The organism is Maridesulfovibrio salexigens DSM 2638, assembly GCF_000023445.1.
Lineage (GTDB): Bacteria > Desulfobacterota > Desulfovibrionia > Desulfovibrionales > Desulfovibrionaceae > Maridesulfovibrio > Maridesulfovibrio salexigens.
This window is the reverse complement of sequence record NC_012881.1, coordinates 294,657-315,476: the sequence shown is the minus strand read 5'-3', so window position 1 is coordinate 315,476 and position 20,820 is coordinate 294,657. Positions and strand designations below refer to the sequence as shown.

The following is a 20,820-nucleotide window of genomic DNA, read 5'->3' as shown; positions in this document are numbered from 1 at the left end:
TAATATTTACACATAAATCAAAACAAATTCGCCGGAGCCATACATGACCGATACAGATATTAGAATAATGCAACTTAATGGTGCTGGTTATTGCTGCGCCCAAATAATGATCATCCTCTGTCTTGATAATTTACAGCAGGAGAATCCGGCCCTTGTTCGCGCTGCACAGGGATTATGCATGGGCATGGGTGACTGCGCCGGGACCTGCGGCATATTAAGCGGAGGACTTTGCGCACTGGGACTTTACGCTGGCAAGGGTACCGAAGTTGAGGCTGCTGAAGACAATTATCCCCTGCTGGTGGAAACTTTCCGTGAATGGTTTAAAGAAAGAGTCAGCACAGAATTCGGCGGCATTAAATGCAGCGATATTCTGGACGGGGAATGCGGAGCACCGAGAGCGGACCGCTGTGGAGTACTGCTTGGTGAAGCCTATGCTCAACTTGTGAACATATTACTGGAAAACGGATTTGATCCGGCTGTTGGAAGGGATGATTCTGATGGATATTAGTTTTGATGTTGCTGCGACAGAATCCCTTTGTCCGGTTTGCCTAAAAAAAATTTCTGCACGCAAGGTTACTGAAAACGGTGAAAGCCGCATTGTGAAAGAATGTCCGGAACACGGGAAATTCAGCACTCCTTTCTGGCGTGGGGAACCCGCAGTTTCCGGCTGGTCTCGTCCTAAGATTCCTTCGGCTCCCCCGGTAATGGACACAACTGAAAGTAAGGGCTGCCCTTTTGATTGCGGCCTTTGCCCGGATCACAACCAGCATACTTGTACCACATTGGTGGAAATCACATGGCGTTGCGACTTAAAATGTAAGGTATGCTTTGCTTCAGCAGGCCAGAAAGTTCCGGCAGATCCGACCATTCTTGAACTGGATAATCTGCTGCAAAAAGTCCGTGCCACTGCCGGACCTTGCAACTTACAGCTTTCAGGCGGCGAGCCGGCTGTCCGCGATGACCTGCCACGAATTGCCGAGCTTGCCAAAAAACATGGTTTTCCATTTGTGCAGGTCAATACAAATGGGGTGCGCGTTGCTCAGGACCCCGGACTGGCCAAGCGCTGGGCTGCAGGCGGGGTTGATTCCGCATTTTTGCAATTCGACGGAACAAACGACCATATTTACAAGACCATCAGGGGCCGCAACCTGCTGGAAGAAAAGATAAAAGCAATTGAGAACCTCACTGCGGCGGGGATTGGGGTAGTATTGGTGCCTACAGTTGTTCCCGGCGTGAACAACGATGACATCGGAGAAATACTGAAGCTGGCTGTTTCATATGCTCCGGGGGTACGCGGAGTACATTTCCAGCCGGTCAGCTATTTCGGACGCTATCCCGCCCCGCCTTCAGACGATATGCGCATTACCCTGCCCGAAATCATGACCGCCCTTGAAGAGCAGAGCGATCAGTTGGTCCATAAGGATGATTTCATGCCTCCGGGATGTGAACATTCCCTGTGCTCCTTCCATGCAAATTATCTGGTCATGGAAGACGGCACCTTAAAAAAGCTGTCAGCGAAAAAAGAAGGCTGCTGCACCCCGAAACCGGCTTCCGAAGGGGCAGACAAATCCAAGGCTTTCGTGCGCCGTCAATGGGCTGCACCAAAATCTGGCTGCGAGTGTCAGGAACCAAAGGACGACCTCGACCGCTTTTTGAACCGGGCCAAAACACACATTCTAGCCATATCGGGAATGGCCTTTCAAGATGCATGGACACTTGACCTTGACCGCTTAAAAGGGTGTTGTATCCATGTGGCCGCTCCAGACGGCAGGCTGATACCTTTCTGTGCCTACAATCTTACCGCCATGGACGGCTCCACCTTATACAGGAGGATGATTGATGACTGAACGCCCGCTGGGTAAATGGCTCAATCTGCGCATGGGCCGTGATCCCGATATACAACCTGTCTCAGTGCGCGAACTGCAGGAATGGCAGTTTGCGTCATTGCGCCAGACATTGTTTCAAGCTGTAAAGAACTGTCCCTTCTACCACGAGCGACTGGCCGGAATTCAAACCGGGGCCGTACACTCCCCTGCGGACCTTGAAAAACTACCTTTCACTACTGCCGATGACCTACGCAACGGTCCTGAAAATTTTCTCTGTGTCTCACAGGATGAAGTTGCCCGAGCCATAACCTTAGCCAGTTCCGGCTCCAGTGGTCCGCCCAAACGCCTTTTTTTCTCTGCTGGGGACCTTGAAAGGACCATTGAATTTTTCCAGTACGGAATGTCCCCCATGCTTAAGGAAGGGGAAACCATTCTGGCGATACTGCCCGACTCACGCCCCGGAGGAGTAGGTTCACTCTTTGCTGAATCAATCTCTTTGCTGGGCGGGGAAACCGTACTCCCGGTCAACCCTTCATATATCAGCACTCTGCTCAACCTACTGCTCGATAGCCACGCCAGCTGCATTTTAGGACCGGCTATCCAGATTCATGCCTTGGCCCGGATGCTGGAAAACAAAGGAATCACCATTAACCATGTCCGCTCGGTTCTGCTCTGCTGGGATGTACTGCCCCAGACCAGTATGCAGACGATTGCCCGTGTCTTCGGTTGCGAAGTATTTTCCCACTGGGGCATGACTGAAACCTGTCTTGGCGGCGGAGTGGAATGTCATTCCGGTTCAGGAATGCACCTGCGCGAACCGGATTTCTTTGTGGAAATTATCAATCCGGCCACAGAAAAACAGGTTCCTGACGGACACAAGGGCGAAATAGTAATCAGCACCCTTTCCCGCAGGGCTATGCCGCTGATCCGCTACCGCACAGGGGATGTTGGCTGCATAATGCCTGATGAATGTTCCTGCGGCCTGCCTTTACGCAGGCTGGGGGCAGTGGAAGGCAGACTCGATGACGGCATAATTCTTCCCGGAGGAAGCCGACTGGACTTGGGCGAACTAAACAACATCATCCTTGCCCATAAAGATATTCTCGACTTCACAGTTGATTATCATACTGATGAACTGGCTCTGTCTTTCAAACTGGATGTACTGCCCGGATCAAAGCCCAGCCCGCAAATAAAACAATTGGTTATGGACTATCCAAAAATCCAACAGGCTTGTGCCAACCACAATTTGAAAATCTCAGCCAGACTTGCTAATCAGGATGGAACCATTCATTCCGGTTTCGGCAAGCGTTCCATAACAGTAAACCCGATAAAGGCCGGTAACCTATGAAAAAACTTATTTCCAATCTCTGCACTCAGCTTGAATCCGGCAATGATCTCATTCTGGCTTCGATTGTAAAAAGCTCCGGCTCTACTCCCCGCTCATCGGGCAGCAAAATGCTTGTCATGCGCGACGGTTCCATTGACGGAACCATCGGAGGAGGTCTGGTCGAAGCGCTGGTCCAGAAAGAAGCCGCAAAACTTTTTAATGAACCGGCAAATACGGTATCTTTCCGTGAATTCGATCTCTCCAATGAACTTGCTGCCAATGCGGATATGATCTGCGGCGGCCATGTTGAAGTGATGCTGGAGCACCTTCCTGCGGAAGAGGAAACCATAGCTGTATTTTCCGCTGTGAATGAAGCTTTGCGCAGCGGAAAACACGCAGTACTGTTCACTGTTTCTGTAGATGGTTCTATCAAGGAAAGGCAGGCCGTACGTCCATGCTGCCAGTTGCCGGGACTGCAATTTGCCGAGGAAAAAGAAGCCACCAGACTGCTTGAGACAGCCCTTAAATCAGGCACTCCGGTAATGGAGAATATTGCAGGAGCTCTGCTTACCACAGAAGCATTTATTCCTCAGCCGGATCTCTATATTTTCGGTGCCGGACATGTTTCCCGACCCACGGCAGAGCTGGCTTCAGCAGTTAATTTCCGCACTGTAGTTCTTGATGACCGGGCTGATTTCGCTAACAGGGAAAGATTCCCGCAGGCTGCTGAAATCCATGTTCTGCCTGATTTCAAAGATTGCTTTGCCGAACTGGAAGTTAACGACAATTCATACATAATCATCGTAACCAGAGGTCATTTACACGATAAGACTGTGTTGGGGCAGGCATTAGCCACCCCCGCCCGCTATGTGGGCATGATCGGCAGTTCCAAAAAACGCAACGCCATATACGATGCTCTGCGCGATGAGGGAGTTGCGCAGAAAGAAATCGACCGTTGCTACTGCCCGATCGGCCTTTCAATCGGAGCACAGACACCTGAAGAAATCGCGGTATCAATTGTAGGAGAATTAATCCAAAAACGTGCCGGGGGTTGAACATGAAAATTTACGGACTGATTCTGGCGGCGGGTTTTTCGTCGCGCATGGGCAAGCTGAAAGCACTGCTTCCGCTGGACGGTTGTACTGTTCTTTCTCGCTGCATCCGCTCGCTGGTTAACGGCGGTGCTTCCGATGTCTTTGTTGTCACCGGACACAAGGCGGATCAGGTCGGAGCTGAAGCAAAAGTGCTGGGTATGCATGAAATTTTCAACCCGGACTATGAGCAGGGTATGTTTTCCTCGGTCAGAGCCGGAGTGCAAGGATTGCCAAGTGACACCGCTGCATTTCTGGTCCTCCCCGTAGATATCCCGCTGGTGCGCTCTTCAACCATCCGGGCCCTTACCTTTGATTATGCATCTGCCCCGGCAGATATCATTTATCCCTGTTTCCGGGGAGAACGGGGACATCCCCCGCTTATCAGTGCCAAACTGATCCCTGAAATCCTTGCCCATGACGGAAAAGGAGGATTGCGTGCTGTCCTCGAACGGCATGACCCGAATGCCCGGGAACTCAGGATGCCGGACCTCGGCATCCTGCGCGATCTGGACACACCGGAAGATTATGAACAGGCCCGTGCAATCTCACGCCGCCGCATCCCCCTGCCGGAAGAATGCGAAGCTCTCTGGGAACTGGCCGACACTCCGCACCAGACCCGGGAGCACTGTAAAACCGTAGCCGAAGCTGCCTGCCTGATGGCTGAAGCCTTGAATAAAACCCGCAACAACAAGAAAATTTTGGACCTGAATGTGGTCAAGTGTGCAGCATTAATGCACGACATTGCAAAGCTCAAACGTAACCACGAATCAGCAGGGGCGGCAATTCTTGCGGGGTACGGCTTCTCCGGCATTGCCGATATTGTGGCCGCTCACAGGGATACGGACATCAAACCAGACTCACCGCTTACGGAACAGGAAATTGTATTTCTAGCTGACAAACTTTTCCAAGGAACCACTCCAGTATCTCTGGATCAGCGTTACGGAAAAACACTCGAAAGATGGAAAGATGACCCCGAAGCCGTAGCAGCCATTACCGGCAGGCTTTCACGAGCCAAAGACCTGCTTCAAAGATACGAACAGGAAACGGGAATCAGCATTCCCTGCCACCTGCCCCGATTGATGGCCAAGGAACTTGTATGATTGTGCTCATCCGTCACGGTGAGATTGAAGGCGGAAAAGGCCGTGCTGTGGGTCAGATTAACCTGCCTCTTTCAGAAAAAGGTCTTACTCAGGCAGCGCAACTGGCTGATTCCTTGAGCACCTTCCAACCACGGCGTATCTATTGCAGTCCCCTGACCAGAACAGTTCAGACTGTATCATTTATTGAAAAGCGGTGTTCGCTAAAGGCGATTCATGTCCCTGAAATCAAAGAGATCAACCTCGGCGAGTGGGAAGGAATAGACTTTGCCGAACTGAAAGAAAGGAGCCCACAGGACTACCAAAAGCGTGGAGAAGACATTGCTGGCTTCCGCGCTCCGGGAGGGGAAAACTTTAATGATTTAGAACAACGGGTCAGTTCCTTTCTGGATAGTCTTGATGACAAAGAGCCGGTTATTGCAGTTACCCATGCCGGAGTAATCAGGACAGTTCTGCATATTGTACTGGACTTTCCGCTGGACAATATTTTCAGGATGAAACCGGACTACTGCCATGCGACAGTTATCGCCCGGAACAAACGAGGATTCAGCTTGCAAGCGTACAACCTCCCGCCAACTTCGGGACTGGGCGACCATCTACTGACACTTATGCCGGATTAAGGTTGATTATCCTGACCTTGACTTATTTCCCATGCAGGCAGACAATCAAACAATGCAATAATTATACAGAGATAGACATAATTTCAAGAAGAGGAAGTATATGCAGGTAACCAAATTCGCCATACCGGAAGTCATTTTCGGAAACGGCAGCATCACCTACCTGGCTTCATGCGCCCAAAGGCTGGGAGCCAAGCGGGTCCTGCTGGTCAGTGATAAAGGCTTGGAAGAATCCGGCTGGGTAAGAATCATCATCAATCTTCTTAAAGCCGCCAATCTGGACTGCATATATTTCGACGGCCTGACCGCCAATCCACGAGCCTGCCAGATTCAACAGGGAGCCCAGCTTTACCGTGATCATAAGGCCGATGTCATCATCGGACTGGGCGGCGGCAGCCCCATTGACGCATCCAAGGGCATTGCCACCATCGTCAGCAATGGCGGAGAAATTCACGACTATGAAGGTGCCAACCGCATCAGCCGCCCCCTGCCGCCCATGATCCTGATCCCCACTACCGCAGGAAGCGGCTCCGATGTTTCGCAATACGCCATCATCACTGACAAAAAGCGTAAGGTGAAGATGGCCATTATCAGCCGTTCACTGGTACCTAATATTTCCATCATCGACCCCGACCTGCTGGTTACCAAGCCCCGCGAACTTATCCTCGCCTCGGCAGTGGATGCTTTGGCCCATGCCATTGAGTCCTATGTTTCCCGGCTGGCTTCACCTTTTACGGAATCACAGGCACTGACTGCCATCAGGCTCATTGCCGGAAACATCAAGACGGCTGCAAACTCCAAAGATTCTGAAGCATTAAAAAATCTTTCCATTGCCAGCACCGCCGCAGGCATGTCTTTCAGTAACGCAGGACTGGGGGTCGGGCACTCTCTGGCCCACTCACTCGGAGGACGTTACGATGTCACTCATGGCTTAACTTTGCCTATCCTGCTTCCTTCTGTTGTCCGCTTCAATAAACATTGCGCTGAAAGGAAAATGGAAACCATTGCCCGGACTATCAACAACAGCTGCCCGGCCCCGATGAAGCAAAAGAAGCGGGACCTGAGTACAATACTGCAATCCATGTTCGAAGAATTAGGAATTCCCATGCGTTTACGGGACATTGTACCGGACAATGACCAGATGGAAGAAATCTGCCGTCTTGCGGCTAGAGATGCCTGCACAGTAACCAACCCGCGGGAAGCTGACTGCCAAGAACTGATGTCTATCTGTGCGGAGGCTTGGTAATGGGTAACAAGACCGCACTGCATGATCTGATCGGCATTGAACATCACAAGCTTAATTTTTTTCAGGAACTTCAGCAGAACATACAGGAACTGAAGGGAATCAACCGCGAATCCGAAGACCAGCGCTGTGAGATTGCGGCAATCCTGGACGGTATTACCGATGTTATGATGGTCCTTTCCGAAGACCTGACAATCATCTCTGTAAACCGCGTATTTGAACAACTTTTCCCCGGCCTCAATCCCATTGGCAAGAAATGCTACACCCTGTTCAGGGAAAGCGAACATGCCTGCCCGGAATGTCCGGCTTTCAAATCTCTTTCCACCAACTCGGTCTGCAAGGATACAGCTATCTTTCGCATTGACGGCAAAAACCTGCAATTCGACATGGTAGCTTCTCCGCTTAAGACGCCCGGCACCGAGGAAGACCGCATCCTGATTTTCAAGCGCGATGTAACCATGGAAAAGGAATATCAGGCCAAATTTTATCAAGCTGAAAAGATGGCAACTATCGGCGTTCTTGCAGCCGGGGTTGCCCATGAAATAAACAATCCCATGGCTGCTGTGGCTGGATTTGCCGAAGGTATCCAGCGCAGGCTGACTCGGCTGGATGATAAAATACCCGATGAACTTGCAGAAGATCTTTACGATTACACCAACACAATCCTCAAAGAGTGTCTGCGTTGTCAGGACATCGTTAAGACCCTGCTTTCTTTCAGCAGGCCGGTAGCATCGGAATTCATACCTGTAGACATCAATCAAGTTGCAGAAGACACCCTGCGTTTGCTGGACCACCAATTCCGGCGCTACCAGCAGATGGAGCTTGAAGTAAAACTGGCTTCTCCCATGCAATCCATACTCGGCAATGAGGCACAGCTCAAACAGGTCCTTCTCAACCTGCTGACCAATGCGGTTGATGCCATTGAGCATAACGGTAAAATCAACATTGAAACATTCGTTGAAAACAAACACGTAGGAGTACGTGTCAGCGATTCCGGCTGCGGTATCCCCGAAGCAAGCCGTGGTATGCTCTTTGAACCTTTCTTCACCACCAAACAGGTGGGCAAGGGGATCGGAATCGGGCTATCCACCTGTTACAACATCGTACGCGAACACAACGGCGAAATCATAGTAGATAGTGAAGAGGGCAAAGGGTCCAGCTTCACGGTACTTTTCCCCCTGTAGAGAGATTAAGAGATGGCTGAATCATATAAAGTACTTGTGGTAGACGACGAAGAATCAATCCTAAAACTGCTAAGCAAGGAACTGTCCAGCCCGGAGCGCATTGTCCAGACTGCAAACTGCGCTAAAACGGCCCGGGAAATGGTCCGCAAGGAACGATACGAAGTAATTATTTCCGATATCCGCCTGCCGGACGGAGACGGCCTTGAACTGCTCACCGAATTCAAGGACATGGAACCGGATGTGGAGGTCATTCTGATCACCGGACATGGTAATATCGACAACGCAGTTGAAGCTATACGCATCGGGGCCTACGATTACATTACCAAACCCTTCCGCCTCGACCGTGTGGAATTGGTTGTTGACCGGGCATGGCAGCGGGTTTGCCTGACCCGTGAAAACCGCAGCTACCGCCATTCCCAGCAATGCGAAACAGCCAGTTCACAGCTCATCGGAAGCTCCAGCCCCATCAAGCAAATCCGTCATCTTATTAATAAGGTAGCTCCCACTAATGTTCCGGTACTGATCACCGGGGAATCCGGGGCAGGTAAGGATGTAGTTGCCCATGCCATCCATTGTGCCAGTCAACGCTCGGCTAAGCCCATGATCGTTAAGAACTGCGCAACATTGCAAAAAGAACTTTCACGCAGTGAACTTTTCGGCCACACCAAAGGCTCCTTCACCGGAGCCACGGAAAACTGCGATGGACTGATGACCTTTGCCCATACCGGGACTCTCTTCCTTGATGAAATCGGGGAACTGCCAATGGAAGTGCAGGCTTCACTGCTACGTGTGCTGGAATCCCATACCTTCCGCAGGGTCGGGGAAAAGGACGAACGCACCGTTGATATCCGCTTCCTTTTCGCCACCAACCGCAATCTCGCCAAAGAAGTGGAAGAAGGTAGATTTCACGAAGCACTATTCCATCGTATCAACGTCTTCAACATCAGCCTGCCGGAACTTAAAGACCGCCGCGAAGATGTACCGCTGCTCATCGACTTTTTCATCAACAAACTCGGCTTCCAGATGGGACAAGGAGAATACACAATCAGCGAAAGAGCCATGCAATGCATGCTTTCCTACCACTGGCCCGGTAACGTCCGCGAGCTTAGGAACGTTCTGGAACGCAGCATCATCCTTGCCGACAACAATACGATTACATGCTCCTGCCTGCCCAAGGAAATCGCCGACCAGCCTGAACGCGAAGGCGAAGCCGGAATCCTTTCCCTTGAACGCATGGAACGTGAGCACATCATCAAGGCCCTGGATTTCTTCAATGGAAATCGCCAAAAGGCTGCACAGGCTTTGGGAATCGGCAGGAAGACCCTTTACCGCAAGATTGATAAATATAATTTGTAAATTCTGACTTACAATTAATTATGCAAGCCGTCCTGTATTTAGCAGGGCGGCTTTTTGCATTCAATTCCATACCATTCAAGTGCCAAACCAACTCCAGCTACATCAAAGCTGGACTTCCTCCCCGGTTCAGGCAGGATATATTGTCCATAAACTCCCAAGGAGAAATCTAATGCGCAAAATATGCTTTGTTTTAATAATTGTCACATTGTTCGTAACCTCAATGGCTTATGCTGCTCCTATCCAGCCCGGAATGGATTTCCCCGAGATTCCTCTTGAAGGAAAGCTGACTGAAACTCAAAAACAATACCTGGCTCTGAAAGGTAACGGTCCTTGGAAAATCAGCGACATTGATGCTGAATATCTTTTAGTGGAAGTATACAGCATGTACTGCCCGCACTGCCAAAGAGAAGCACCAACCGTAAACACCTTGTTTGAACGTCTAAAAAAAGGATCAGGGAAACAGGTTAAGCTAATCGGACTTGCTGCAGGAAACACTGAATTCGAAATTGATTTTTTCAAAGAAAAATTCAACGTAGAATTCCCGATCTTTGCTGATCCGGAACTTGATCTTCATGATAAAGTCGGCCAGCCCGGGACTCCGCATTTCTTCCTGCTGCAAAATGACGGCGGTAAATATAAAGTCCTGCTCTCCCATGAGGGCCCATTTGAATCCACAGAAAAATTCATGCAAACAATTAACAATAAGCTTTAACGGAGCCGGATATGATCAAAACTATTCTGTGCACCCTAGCCATTCTGCTGCTGGCCCATGTACCTGCTCAGGCCAAGGTAGCGAAAGAACAGATATACAAACAGCATCCACTTAAAGCAGTGGACAGCGTACTCAAAGTCAAAGTCGGAGATGAAGCCCCGAATTTCACTCTGCCCGCAATTTCCGGCACCAAGGTCAGTCTTTCAGACTACCGGGGTAAAAAGAATGTGGTCATTTCATTTGTTCCTGCCGCATTCACTCCGATTTGCTCCGACCAATGGCCGGGATACAATATTGCCCGCGAATTGTTTGAAATGCACGATGCTGTAATCCTTGGGATAACAGCTGATAATATTCCTTCGCTACACGCCTGGACAACTCAAATGGGTGAAGGCGGATTGTGGTTCCCTGTACTCTCTGACTTCTATCCTCATGGGGAAGCAGCAAAAAAATATGGAATACTCAGACCGGAAGGTATTACTGAACGGGCTATCTTCATTATCGATAAGAAAGGAATACTTCGCTACATCGATGTACACGACATTAATAAAAGGCCAGATCTCGGCCAGATAATTAAGGCCCTTGAGAAACTGAATTAACCATTACTGCCATTTTAAGATTAAAGCCGCCCTGTATAATTCAGGGCGGCTCTTCTTTTTCAATCAATGCAAAAAACACAAACAGTAACAAATATGCAAGCAACAAACAAAGAAAAACAATTGATTCGCTAATCAACAAACTAAACAATGAATATTTAGGCTATAAAACAGCAAAAATACATGCATATAAAATGTAAATATATGCTCAATAAAGCACAAGATCTATCTGACACACAGCTCTGCATAGCTGGTTCATATTGACACACACCCACTTCGCCCCATGCAGTGTAACACTTTTGCCATTCTTGTTACATTTTTCACATTAGTTTTTTCGATATTAGACACAAAAATAGATCTGAAATGATTCATCACAAAAAACGCCAAAAACCAACAAGCCACTAAAATATATACACAAACCACTTTGGCACACGTCTTGCCCTATAGAAAGCGTTAATAAGTACACGACAGGCCCAACCTTCAAAAACCTATAAAGCTACAAGGATGGTCTCAAAATGGCAGTACGTGAACAAGTAAACGGTTTTTTCATTCCCAGCGTAACCCTTATCGGTATTGGCGCACACAAAGAAATCCCCGCTCGCATCAAGGCTCTCGGCGGTAAAAAGCCTCTGCTCGTAACTGACAAAGGTATCACCGGCGTAGGTATCACCCAGCAGATCGTTGACATTCTTAAGGCTGAAGGCATGGACTGCGTAGTCTATGATGACACCATTCCCAACCCCACTGACAAAAACGTTGCAGACGGTGTAAAAGCATATCAGGACAACAAATGTGACTCCCTGATCACCCTCGGTGGCGGTAGCTCCCATGACTGCGGTAAAGGTGTTGGCCTTGTAGTTGCCAATGGCGGAACCATTCATGATTATGAAGGCGTTGACAAATCCACCAACCCCATGCCTCCTTATGTTGCAGTTAACACTACCGCAGGTACTGCTTCTGAAATGACTCGTTTCTGCATCATCACTGATACTTCCCGCAAAGTTAAGATGGCTATCGTTGACTGGCGCGTTACCCCCGGTATCGCTCTTGACGATCCTCTGCTGATGATGGGCATGCCTCCGGCGCTGACCGCAGCAACCGGTATGGATGCACTGACCCACTCCGTTGAAGCTTGGGTTTCCACCATCGCTACTCCCATCACTGACGCTTGTGCTGAAAAATCCATCCGCCTGATCAACAAGTATCTGCGCCGCGCTGTTGCTAACGGTCAGGACATCGATGCTCGCGAAGGCATGTGCTACGCTCAGTATCTCGGCGGCATGGCATTCAACAACGCTTCTCTGGGCCACGTTCACGCTATGGCTCACCAGCTCGGCGGCTTCTATGATCTGCCCCACGGTGAATGTAACGCTATCCTGCTGCCCCACGTTGAACAGCACAACCTGATTGCAAATGTAGAACGTTTCGCCACTCTGGCTGAATGGCTCGGCGTTGATACCAGCGATATGGACCAGCGCGATGCAGCTGATGCAGCACTCGAAGCTATCCGCCAGCTCTCCGCTGACGTTGGTATCCCCGCCGGCCTGAAGGCTCTCGGTGAAAAATACGGTAAGAAGGTTTCCGAAAAGGATATCCCGACTATGACCGCCAACGCACAGAAAGACGCATGTGGTCTCACCAACCCCAGATGCATGACTGACGAAGCAGTTGCAGCTATCTACAAGGCTGCTATGTAAATAGAAAGTTCCATCCGGTCTGCGAGCTGCAAACCGCAGGCCGGATGTACAAATGTTTTGTCGCAGGCATACGGATCATTTTGCATAACAGAGGTCATGGATTGGCAAAGGTTTGATCCGTTTATCCTGTAGACATTCGGCCGAAGGCAAGCAGGTGGAGCTGCAAACTCAAAGCCGAACAGACAAAGTATTTACCGAGGGGGACATGATCCCCCTCAGAATTTTCCCCGTGCAGGCCCGGTTACGGTGAAAGCCCGTAATGAAGCATACGGACCAATGCAGAAATTGTTTCAATCATGTGCGGTTTAAGTGAACCGTAAACCCCGGCACCTTGGAAACAAATGCAATCGGGCCTGCTCCTTTCTTTCCCTCTTCCATTCTGACCCCCTATCTTTTTATTTTTCTGTATCTTTCCTTGTATTTTTCCTTTCGCTATTGTGCTTGACGGATATTATCTTTATTAATCCTGCTGAAACCCAGCCCTAAAAGGAAAGCACAATGTTCATTCTGGAAAAACCATACGTATCAAATTTATTGAAAGAGACCTTAAATAAAATCGAGCTGCCCGTACTTGGAAATAAAGTCGCCCACGAAGTATTTGAAGATCGCTCAATCTCACTAAACACAGAGCGGGAATTCGTTGAAGCATACAATCAAGACAACACCCAGCCTGTTTATTCAAACTCCGAAAACGCAATTGACTGGATCGACAACAACCTGACCAGCGGCGACCTGTCTCAAAAGATACGCTCATTCAAGGACAAAAGTGCATTCCGCGACATGGTTCGGGACATGTATCCTGAGTTCTTTTACCGCACGGTAAAGTTTGAAGACTTGGATTCTGTTAAGCCGGAAGAGCTGCCCATCCCTTGCGTAATAAAGCCATCAGTTGGTTTCTTCAGCCTCGGCGTACACATGGTGGAATCAATTGAGGGATGGCATCAGGCCGTAGATGAAATTAAAAACGAAGTTGAGCAGATAAAAACCATGTACCCGGCAAAGGTGCTGGAGCTGGACAATTTTATCATCGAGCAATGCATTGAAGGAGAAGAGTTTGCCGTGGATGCCTACTTCGACAAAGAGGGCAATCCGGTAATCATTAATATCCTAGGCCACCTTTTTGCCTCCAGTGATGATGTCAGCGACCGCTGCTACATCACCTCCACAGAAATCATCAACAAACATCATGATGAATTCCTGAACCTGCTGCAGGAGATCGGCAAACGTGCAAGGCTGAAAAACTTCCCCATACATATAGAATTACGCACAGATGGACGCGGCAATTTAGGAGTCATTGAGGTCAACCCCATGCGTTTTGCAGGCTGGTGCGTTACCGATCTGGCTCACTTTGCATATGGCATCAATCCCTATGAATATTTCATGGGTGGACTCAAGCCGGATTGGGATAAAATCTCCGGCTGCTGCGATGGCAAAGTATACGCCATGGTTATCGGTGAAATCGATTCCACTGTAGACCGTTCGAAAATTAAATCCGTGGACTATGAAGGATTCAAGGCCAACTTTTCCAAGCCGCTTGAATTAAGAGAGATTGATTACCGTGAACATCCGGTTTTCGCCTTTATCTTCGCGGAAGTTGATGCGGAGAATATGGCTGAACTGCAAAAGATGCTGCATGCTGATTTTACGCAGTATTTGAATATGGAATAACTATTAAATTAAAAGGCCCGCGTGAGCGGGCCTTATTTGTTTGATTTAGAAGGGCTGGCCACCATTCAACAAAATGCTATGTGAAAAATACCCTTGATGTTTAGTATTTGATCCCTGTCCGATCTGTCTATAAACCCCCATCAATGCTTTTTTTAATTGGGGATCACTTGAAGACCACTCAACATTCGCATGTCCGTATATCACGGTCTGGGCTGTCTGAGTCCCATACACAGCATACATACGCGACGAGTATGGAGGAATTTCAAAAATTCCCCCAGCTGCAACGTAAGTTGGAGAAGCGGAGCTAGACCCAGTATATACAGTCCCAAAATTTGAGATATCTGCGCCATCATGGTTGTATACCGACACTTTAACTTGCACAGACTGATTCGTTATATTGGTCAGATACAAATACGAAAGGTCCTTATTGTAAGCTGTATTATACCAAACATAAACACTAGAAACCACTGCACTCCCCTGCGGAACAAAAATCCCCTGCGCAAAGGCACCACCGCACATCATTACAACCATTACTGCAGACATGAGGCCCGCGTGAATAAATTTCACCATTTGTCTTCTCCTTTGACGATTGGTCACCGCAAACATCCGGTATTCGCCTTTATCTTTGCGGAAGTGGAAGTTGATGCTGATCACATTGATGAGTGACAGAAGATGCTGCATGCTGATTTTACGCAGTATTTAGATCTGGAATAGTGGTTAGAATAAAACCGGCCCGCTTGTGCGGGCCGGTTTGTTTAATTTAGAAGGGCTGGCCACCGTTAAGAGGGGAAGCACTTCCCGCTTGCACAACACTTGCTGTCAGAGCTCGAGCGAGATTTGGATCGTCAGAAGACCACTGAACTATTGCTTGTCCAAGCATATATTTTACGGCGGAACTATATTCCATCGTAAACTTTCTTGTAGCATGCGGAGGCAGGCTGAAAGAACCGGTTCCTGATTTAACTACAGTGTAACTATTCATCCCCCCCCTCACAATACTTCCCATAGACGACATATCATTCCCGTCATCATCGAGTATGGTGATCTTGCATTCAATTGTCTTTCCTGTGACATTGGACACAGATATGTCTACCATAGGTCCTGCAAAATTACCGTCATTGTGGTAAGCAATACCAGAGACAAAAGCACTGCCCTGAGGCTTAAAAACCGTTTCTTGTGCAAACACGTTACCAACCATCAGACCCACAAGAACCACAGTCATAGCCACAGCCCTAATTATCTTCATAATTCTATCTCCATATTGATTAAAGGTTTAAAACAACTACCTACTAATCGCCCGCATATGAAAATACTTTAGACATTATACAAACTTTTTATGCCCAGTTAGATATAATATGCTCCACCAAAGGAGATTTCCTAAAGCAGACATTCGCCTTTGACAACCAAAGACATTTACGGCAGGTTTCGGATATTAGATATCAACCCCTCAAGGAGATACCATGAGCGAAACAATTGAAGATTTGACTATACATTATGAAGAAGACGGTCAGGTAATCGTCAAAGAATTGGATAAAGAAGTACTGACCAAAGGCGCATGGACTACTATCATGTTCCGTTACAAACAGCTGGATCGTAAAAGCGGTGAATACGGCAAGGACATGTACACCATCCGCCGTTTCCGCAAAATGAAAGGCGAATACCGTCCGCAGTCCAAGTTCAATATCTCCAGCCCGGATCAGGCTCGTAAGATCATTGATGCCCTTGAAGGCTGGATCAAAGATCTGGAAGATTAAATATCTCTCAAAAGCATTGCCTCAGGGTAATAAAAAAACTCCGTCCGGATACCGGACGGAGTTTTTTTATTACCCAAAATCATTAAAGAAATGACTATTACTAGTTCACAGTGTACGCCCCACCGGATTCAACTTTCTGGACAGTCGAATTGGAAATAGTGAACCAAAGAAATTCACTGAACTTGGTACCTACCTCATTTTTTTCGCTATAGGTACAGCCCACAAGCCAGCCAGCGTCAGTATAATAACAGTCGGTAGCAGACTCCATCTCTAATGTTTCAGGAAACATGGAGTTCTTGCTCAGGTATTCCTTTACTTCCGGGTAGAACTTGCGATCAGCGGAAAGCTGAGGTTTAGGTCCGAACTTGGCCAGCTCTTTCATGAAAGCTTCATACTGTTCCCGGTAGCGCTCATATTTACTTTTATACAGCTTCTCGCCGGGATTGAGCTGCATCAACTCTTCATAGATATCCATATTGGCTTTGAAATCACGCACAGGAAGAGCCTGTGCCTGAGCATACAGCTTTCGTTCCAGCTTTTTACGCAATTTCTTATCATAACCTTTCAGCTCTTTGCGGTACTTGCTATTTTCCGGATCAAGATCGGCAAGCTCGCCGTAATACTTAGCCAGATCAGCATAATTCCATTTGGAAGTCCGTTCAATACGCTCCAGCAGATCCTTTTCAGTGGCAAGATGAATCATGGCCCGTAATTCATCATTCATTAATTCTTTATTCTGCTCGGCAACGGTCAGGGCTGTTTCTGAATTTCCGGTCTCAATGAGCCTTTTCATGGCATCTATAACCTTGGCTCGCTGGCCATCCTGCTTTTCTTTGAGGATGCGTTCCTGCTCAACCCTGTTCTGCTCGGCAATACGCGCTTTTTCCTCGGCTATGGACTGCTGCACTGTAAAAATAGTGTACGCGGCAACAATAAGGAGTATTCCCCCGGCAATACAGCCCAGCAAAATCTTCTGCGACTTGATAAATTCTTTAATGGTTTCAATATTCATGACAGCAAAGATACGGACAGCGCTTTTAGCCGTCAACAAAACATCCGCCAAAAGAGCGTTTTTTTATATTTCTCTCTAAACAAATCTTGAGGTAGGCCGATATGACCCATACGGAAGGATAATGGTTATGATAATAAATGGATCAGCACTAAATAATAATTACGGAGCTCCGGCTTTACTGGAAAACGGTTCTCCGCTTTTGGGCGGGAGCCGGACTTCCGGCGTTAGAGCGACGCGCCTGAACACTCCGGCCTCGCCCGTAAATACTGCTGACCAATTTGCTGAATTGATCGCTCAAAAAACCGTTAATCCGGACAAAACAGGCGAAATCCAGAAGGGTTCCGAGGGAGATTTACAGAATCCCAAGGACCCTTCTGACCTGGCCGGCGCGCTCGCCAATGCAGCCGACTTCATCGAAGGCAAATTCGGTCATGAAGCCGCCACCGCATTCAAAGGAATCGTCATCGCCAACTCCGGCGACCAGATTACCGAGGACTCCCTGAGTAACGGCTTGTTGAAATCCATTCAGTTTATTGACCGCAACTTCGGCTTTGCCGCCGGAGATCAGGTCATGGACCATTTCAACTCCAATCTCAACAATGCCATGAATGACTACTTCGAAAACGGTCTGCAGGAACACTTTTTTGCCGCCAGCCCCGGCACAGGAGCACAGCTTACCCTGCAGAACACTTTCGCACAGGTCAGCCAGCAATTCGGAGAAGATACTGCTGAAAGTATCAAAAGTCTGATCGAAGAGGTCCTTGAAGATGAGGGGAAGAGCCTTGATTCCATTAAGAAAGGACTCGACAAAGGTTTATCCGAAGCGGAAAAAACCAACCCCGGCATCACTGACCTGACTGCTCCCCTTGCCGCCGGTGAGATTATGGATAAGATGCAGTCCGGCAGTTATTTTGCCGCCCCAGCTCCCGGTTCAGTTCTGAATATTTCTGTTTAAGGGATAAATTATAAAAAATAAACTTGGATTTATTTTTTGTCTCTACTGAACATTTCCGTCTAAACACCTCAACGAGATTCTCCCTTATCCCACTGAAAAACCGAGTTCAATCGGTCTTATTTACTATTCAAGAGTTATTTTTTTTGTTATCGAAGGGATATCCAGTTTAATAAGCACGTAACGGAGGAGTAAGGATATGAGCTTTTTCTGGTTTTTCTTCGGTCTCGCAATGACTATTGCCGCTATTGCCTTCATCAAGGCTGGCAGCCAGGAGGACTAGTCACTGCGACTAACGGGTGAGCCCGTTACCAATTTTTAAAGCCCGCTTTATGCGGGCTTTTTTTATGTCCTGCTTTCAGGTAAATATTCATATAGTAAAAACGCTAACTATCATCGGACTAATCGTGAGCAGACAGGAAATCCTCGAACAACTGAAGAAAAACAACGGTGCATGGCGGATCATTCCCAGTGTCATTAAAAACGACCAAGGTGAGCCTGAATTTGATATGCTGCTGGCAAATGCTGAAATGCAGGACCCCGGCACTGCTTCCCTCAATTTCAGGGAAACCCGCTGCGGAGGATTTGAGTATGCATCTAGGGCCTTTCTGCATGCCCACCTTGAGCCGGGAGACCTGTTCATTGATGTCGGAGCCCATTTCGGCCTCTACACCCTGACTGCTGCCAAAAAATACCCGGGAAAAATAAACGTTCTGGCAATTGAACCGCATCCGGAAAACCTTAAACGGCTGTCTATGTGGTGCGAATTTAATGAATGCGTGCAAAATGTGAAAATTGCCCAATGCGCGGCTTCTTCCCAAAGCGGACAAAGTGAACTGATCCAGAATTCTTCCATGGGACACAGCCTTGTTCCCCAGCCCGGAAATCGCAATCAAGGAAAGCCGATTAGTGTCCGGCTGGAAACTATTGATAATATTGTCCGCCAAGCCGGATTCATGGATTCCAAAGAACGTATTTTCCTGAAAATAGACACCGAAGGACATGAGCTGGCAACCCTCATGGGCGGACTGGATATTTTGAAGACAGGTCGGGTTGCAGCCATAATCTGGGAAAAGGGGCACTTCCACAACTCGGAAAAAGGCATCAAAGAATTTGCATCCATAATGGGCCTGCTGCGCGACATGGGGTATGAATCATACCGCTTCCCCCACGAAGACATGGGCGGACCGCTGGTCCCATACTCCCCAAGCCATGAGCTCTGTAATGTAATAAGCATCGACAGATCACTGACTCCACTGCCTGTATATGATCAGCCTTGGACAGCACATACGATCATGTCCCCGAGCATGCGCCCCCCGGTTTCTGAAAATTTTATGATCGGCTTCACCGAACAGCTTATTAAGGACAAGAAGACCGACTGCGGCCGCTGGTCACGCTGGGATATGCTCGGCACAGAAGCCGACTTGCGCGCAGGTATGGCAGGCCAACTGGTTCCCGAAAACAGTTCCGTACTTGATGCCGGGGCCGGGATGATGCTCCTGCGGGATTATATTCCGGAAAGCAGTACCTACACCCCGCTGGATATTGTAGCCCGCAACCGCAACACAATTATTGCCGACCTCAACCAACAGCAATTTCCTGAACAGGACTTTGATGTCATCTGCGCCCTTTATCTGCTTGAGTTCATCCACGAACCGCAACTGTTTTTGGATTGGTCCTTCAAACATGCTGACAAGCTCATTTTAATTTACCACCCGCTTGTACCGGGCCGGGAAGTCAGCAAGCGCAGGCAGGCCGGATTCTTCAATGACTTCAATATCAATAAATTAAAACTAATGGTTGAAAAAGCAGGCTGGAAGGAAGTCCGCATCAGCGACATCACTTTCGGTCAGGCTTGCTTTGAATGCTTAAAATAAGGATAGACATATGAAAATTTATTCATGGAATGTTAATGGATATCGAGCTGTTATCAAAAAGAATTTCAACGAATGGTTTGAACAGAGCAACGCAGATGTGGTTATGATTCAGGAAACCAAAGCCCACCCGGATCAAATCCCGGACAAGAACCGCAACATTGAGGGGTATGAATCACTCTGGAACTGGTCCAAGGTAAAGAAAGGATATTCCGGCACAGCCTGCTTTACTCGCCAGCCGGTGCTTTCGCACTCCTTCGGCCTTACCGATGAAAAATACCAAGGTGAAGGCCGGGTCGTACTGATGGAATACGAACAGTTTTATCTTTTCAACATCTATTATCCTAACGGGCAGATGAGCGATGAACGCCTTGAGTACAAAATGGGGTTTTATGACAGCTTCCTCGAATATGCTGAAGAACTGCGCAAGAAAAAGCCCATTGTAGTCGGTGGAGATTTTAATACCGCACACAAGGAAATCGACCTGAAAAACCCCAAGGCAAACTCGGAAAGATCAGGTTTTCTGCCTATTGAACGAGCATGGCTGGATAAGTTCATCGAGCACGGATACGTAGACACCTTCCGCATGTTTGATGACAGCCCCGGTAAATATTCATGGTGGAGCTACCGCTTCAACGCCCGCAAAAACAACGCCGGGTGGCGCATTGATTATTTCTTTGTCTCTGAAGAACTGAAACACAACGTTAAAAATGCTTGGATCGAATCAGATATCATGGGGTCCGATCACTGCCCCATCGGTATAGAATTAAGCTTTCCTTAAATATAAAGTAAAATTGGGGCCTAATATGGC

Annotated in this window: 20 protein-coding genes; 17 read left to right on the top strand and 3 right to left on the bottom strand. The window is 48.2% G+C overall.

The genetic code is table 11. The annotated features are described in order from the left end of the window. The first annotated feature begins 43 nt into the window (after positions 1 to 43). The 13 genes from DESAL_RS01490 to DESAL_RS01430 all read left to right on the top strand — a co-directional run bounded on the left by DESAL_RS01490 (position 44) and on the right by DESAL_RS01430 (position 14,417). Positions 44 to 508: a DVU_1555 family C-GCAxxG-C-C protein gene (locus DESAL_RS01490; protein ID WP_012765888.1), complete on the top strand. Its 465-nt coding sequence runs from the start codon at positions 44 to 46 to the stop codon at positions 506 to 508. Then, the gene (trsS, locus tag DESAL_RS01485; RefSeq protein ID WP_012765887.1) at positions 498 to 1,847 is read left to right on the top strand and encodes a radical SAM (seleno)protein TrsS; all 1,350 of its coding nucleotides are present in this window, start codon (positions 498 to 500) and stop codon (positions 1,845 to 1,847) included. Before DESAL_RS01490 ends, trsS begins: the two co-directional genes overlap by 11 nt. Beyond that, a complete protein-coding gene (locus DESAL_RS01480) occupies positions 1,840 to 3,174 on the top strand; it encodes a DVU_1553 family AMP-dependent CoA ligase (protein WP_012765886.1) in 1,335 nt (444 codons plus the stop codon). Before trsS ends, DESAL_RS01480 begins: the two co-directional genes overlap by 8 nt. Continuing rightward, positions 3,171 to 4,208, top strand: a complete 1,038-nt coding sequence (locus tag DESAL_RS01475) for an XdhC family aldehyde oxidoreductase maturation factor (RefSeq protein WP_012765885.1) — start codon at positions 3,171 to 3,173, stop codon at positions 4,206 to 4,208. Before DESAL_RS01480 ends, DESAL_RS01475 begins: the two co-directional genes overlap by 4 nt. 2 nt (positions 4,209 to 4,210) lie before the next feature. Next, the gene (locus tag DESAL_RS01470) at positions 4,211 to 5,347 is read left to right on the top strand and encodes a DVU_1551 family NTP transferase (protein WP_012765884.1); all 1,137 of its coding nucleotides are present in this window, start codon (positions 4,211 to 4,213) and stop codon (positions 5,345 to 5,347) included. After that, a complete protein-coding gene (locus DESAL_RS01465; protein ID WP_012765883.1) occupies positions 5,344 to 5,964 on the top strand; it encodes a histidine phosphatase family protein in 621 nt (206 codons plus the stop codon). Before DESAL_RS01470 ends, DESAL_RS01465 begins: the two co-directional genes overlap by 4 nt. Positions 5,965 to 6,064: 100 nt before the next feature. Then, positions 6,065 to 7,207: an iron-containing alcohol dehydrogenase gene (locus tag DESAL_RS01460; RefSeq protein ID WP_012765882.1), complete on the top strand. Its 1,143-nt coding sequence runs from the start codon at positions 6,065 to 6,067 to the stop codon at positions 7,205 to 7,207. Beyond that, the gene (locus tag DESAL_RS01455) at positions 7,207 to 8,388 is read left to right on the top strand and encodes a two-component system sensor histidine kinase NtrB (RefSeq protein WP_012765881.1); all 1,182 of its coding nucleotides are present in this window, start codon (positions 7,207 to 7,209) and stop codon (positions 8,386 to 8,388) included. The genes DESAL_RS01460 and DESAL_RS01455 overlap by 1 nt, the downstream gene beginning before the upstream one ends. Positions 8,389 to 8,400: 12 nt before the next feature. Further along, positions 8,401 to 9,744: a sigma-54-dependent transcriptional regulator gene (locus DESAL_RS01450; RefSeq protein ID WP_012765880.1), complete on the top strand. Its 1,344-nt coding sequence runs from the start codon at positions 8,401 to 8,403 to the stop codon at positions 9,742 to 9,744. Between the two features lie 169 nt (positions 9,745 to 9,913). Next, positions 9,914 to 10,456 carry a peroxiredoxin family protein gene (locus DESAL_RS01445; protein ID WP_012765879.1) on the top strand — a complete coding sequence of 181 codons (543 nt, stop codon included), beginning with the start codon at positions 9,914 to 9,916 and terminating at the stop codon, positions 10,454 to 10,456. Between the two features lie 11 nt (positions 10,457 to 10,467). Next, the gene (locus tag DESAL_RS01440) at positions 10,468 to 11,055 is read left to right on the top strand and encodes a peroxiredoxin (protein WP_012765878.1); all 588 of its coding nucleotides are present in this window, start codon (positions 10,468 to 10,470) and stop codon (positions 11,053 to 11,055) included. A gap of 512 nt (positions 11,056 to 11,567) precedes the next feature. Beyond that, a complete protein-coding gene (locus DESAL_RS01435; protein WP_012765877.1) occupies positions 11,568 to 12,749 on the top strand; it encodes an iron-containing alcohol dehydrogenase in 1,182 nt (393 codons plus the stop codon). Between the two features lie 498 nt (positions 12,750 to 13,247). Beyond that, positions 13,248 to 14,417, top strand: a complete 1,170-nt coding sequence (locus tag DESAL_RS01430) for an ATP-grasp domain-containing protein (protein ID WP_012765876.1) — start codon at positions 13,248 to 13,250, stop codon at positions 14,415 to 14,417. A 45-nt stretch (positions 14,418 to 14,462) separates the two neighbouring features. Here the strand turns inward: DESAL_RS01430 and DESAL_RS01425 are convergent, their stop codons facing one another. Further along, the gene (locus DESAL_RS01425) at positions 14,463 to 15,098 is read right to left on the bottom strand and encodes a hypothetical protein (protein WP_157046906.1); all 636 of its coding nucleotides are present in this window, start codon (positions 15,096 to 15,098) and stop codon (positions 14,463 to 14,465) included. Positions 15,099 to 15,177: 79 nt separating this feature from the next. After that, positions 15,178 to 15,663 carry a hypothetical protein gene (locus DESAL_RS01420; RefSeq protein WP_012765874.1) on the bottom strand — a complete coding sequence of 162 codons (486 nt, stop codon included), beginning with the start codon at positions 15,661 to 15,663 and terminating at the stop codon, positions 15,178 to 15,180. A gap of 214 nt (positions 15,664 to 15,877) precedes the next feature. Here DESAL_RS01420 and DESAL_RS01415 point away from each other — a divergent pair, with 214 nt between their 5' ends. After that, positions 15,878 to 16,171, top strand: a complete 294-nt coding sequence (locus tag DESAL_RS01415) for a hypothetical protein (RefSeq protein ID WP_012765873.1) — start codon at positions 15,878 to 15,880, stop codon at positions 16,169 to 16,171. A gap of 100 nt (positions 16,172 to 16,271) precedes the next feature. On the opposite strand, the gene DESAL_RS01410 is transcribed toward DESAL_RS01415, so the two are convergent. Next, complete coding sequence (locus tag DESAL_RS01410) at positions 16,272 to 17,219, bottom strand: hypothetical protein (protein ID WP_012765872.1); 948 nt, start codon at positions 17,217 to 17,219, stop codon at positions 16,272 to 16,274. Between the two features lie 85 nt (positions 17,220 to 17,304). Here DESAL_RS01410 and DESAL_RS01405 point away from each other — a divergent pair, with 85 nt between their 5' ends. The 3 genes from DESAL_RS01405 to DESAL_RS01395 all read left to right on the top strand — a co-directional run bounded on the left by DESAL_RS01405 (position 17,305) and on the right by DESAL_RS01395 (position 20,790). Further along, entirely contained in the window at positions 17,305 to 18,138 is an 834-nt protein-coding gene (locus tag DESAL_RS01405) for a hypothetical protein (protein WP_245543774.1), read from the top strand. Between the two features lie 404 nt (positions 18,139 to 18,542). Continuing rightward, positions 18,543 to 20,012: an FkbM family methyltransferase gene (locus tag DESAL_RS01400; protein WP_041722045.1), complete on the top strand. Its 1,470-nt coding sequence runs from the start codon at positions 18,543 to 18,545 to the stop codon at positions 20,010 to 20,012. A 10-nt stretch (positions 20,013 to 20,022) separates the two neighbouring features. After that, entirely contained in the window at positions 20,023 to 20,790 is a 768-nt protein-coding gene (locus DESAL_RS01395) for an exodeoxyribonuclease III (protein WP_012765869.1), read from the top strand. The last annotated feature ends 30 nt before the right edge of the window (positions 20,791 to 20,820 follow it).

Coding starts and splice junctions, on each gene's coding strand:
- DESAL_RS01490 (WP_012765888.1), top strand. CDS start 44: ATGACCGATACAGATATTAGAATAATGCAACTTAATGGTGCTGGTTAT.
- trsS (WP_012765887.1), top strand. CDS start 498: ATGGATATTAGTTTTGATGTTGCTGCGACAGAATCCCTTTGTCCGGTT.
- DESAL_RS01480 (WP_012765886.1), top strand. CDS start 1,840: ATGACTGAACGCCCGCTGGGTAAATGGCTCAATCTGCGCATGGGCCGT.
- DESAL_RS01475 (WP_012765885.1), top strand. CDS start 3,171: ATGAAAAAACTTATTTCCAATCTCTGCACTCAGCTTGAATCCGGCAAT.
- DESAL_RS01470 (WP_012765884.1), top strand. CDS start 4,211: ATGAAAATTTACGGACTGATTCTGGCGGCGGGTTTTTCGTCGCGCATG.
- DESAL_RS01465 (WP_012765883.1), top strand. CDS start 5,344: ATGATTGTGCTCATCCGTCACGGTGAGATTGAAGGCGGAAAAGGCCGT.
- DESAL_RS01460 (WP_012765882.1), top strand. CDS start 6,065: ATGCAGGTAACCAAATTCGCCATACCGGAAGTCATTTTCGGAAACGGC.
- DESAL_RS01455 (WP_012765881.1), top strand. CDS start 7,207: ATGGGTAACAAGACCGCACTGCATGATCTGATCGGCATTGAACATCAC.
- DESAL_RS01450 (WP_012765880.1), top strand. CDS start 8,401: ATGGCTGAATCATATAAAGTACTTGTGGTAGACGACGAAGAATCAATC.
- DESAL_RS01445 (WP_012765879.1), top strand. CDS start 9,914: ATGCGCAAAATATGCTTTGTTTTAATAATTGTCACATTGTTCGTAACC.
- DESAL_RS01440 (WP_012765878.1), top strand. CDS start 10,468: ATGATCAAAACTATTCTGTGCACCCTAGCCATTCTGCTGCTGGCCCAT.
- DESAL_RS01435 (WP_012765877.1), top strand. CDS start 11,568: ATGGCAGTACGTGAACAAGTAAACGGTTTTTTCATTCCCAGCGTAACC.
- DESAL_RS01430 (WP_012765876.1), top strand. CDS start 13,248: ATGTTCATTCTGGAAAAACCATACGTATCAAATTTATTGAAAGAGACC.
- DESAL_RS01425 (WP_157046906.1), bottom strand. CDS start 15,098: ATGCAGCATCTTCTGTCACTCATCAATGTGATCAGCATCAACTTCCAC.
- DESAL_RS01420 (WP_012765874.1), bottom strand. CDS start 15,663: ATGAAGATAATTAGGGCTGTGGCTATGACTGTGGTTCTTGTGGGTCTG.
- DESAL_RS01415 (WP_012765873.1), top strand. CDS start 15,878: ATGAGCGAAACAATTGAAGATTTGACTATACATTATGAAGAAGACGGT.
- DESAL_RS01405 (WP_245543774.1), top strand. CDS start 17,305: ATGGTTATGATAATAAATGGATCAGCACTAAATAATAATTACGGAGCT.
- DESAL_RS01395 (WP_012765869.1), top strand. CDS start 20,023: ATGAAAATTTATTCATGGAATGTTAATGGATATCGAGCTGTTATCAAA.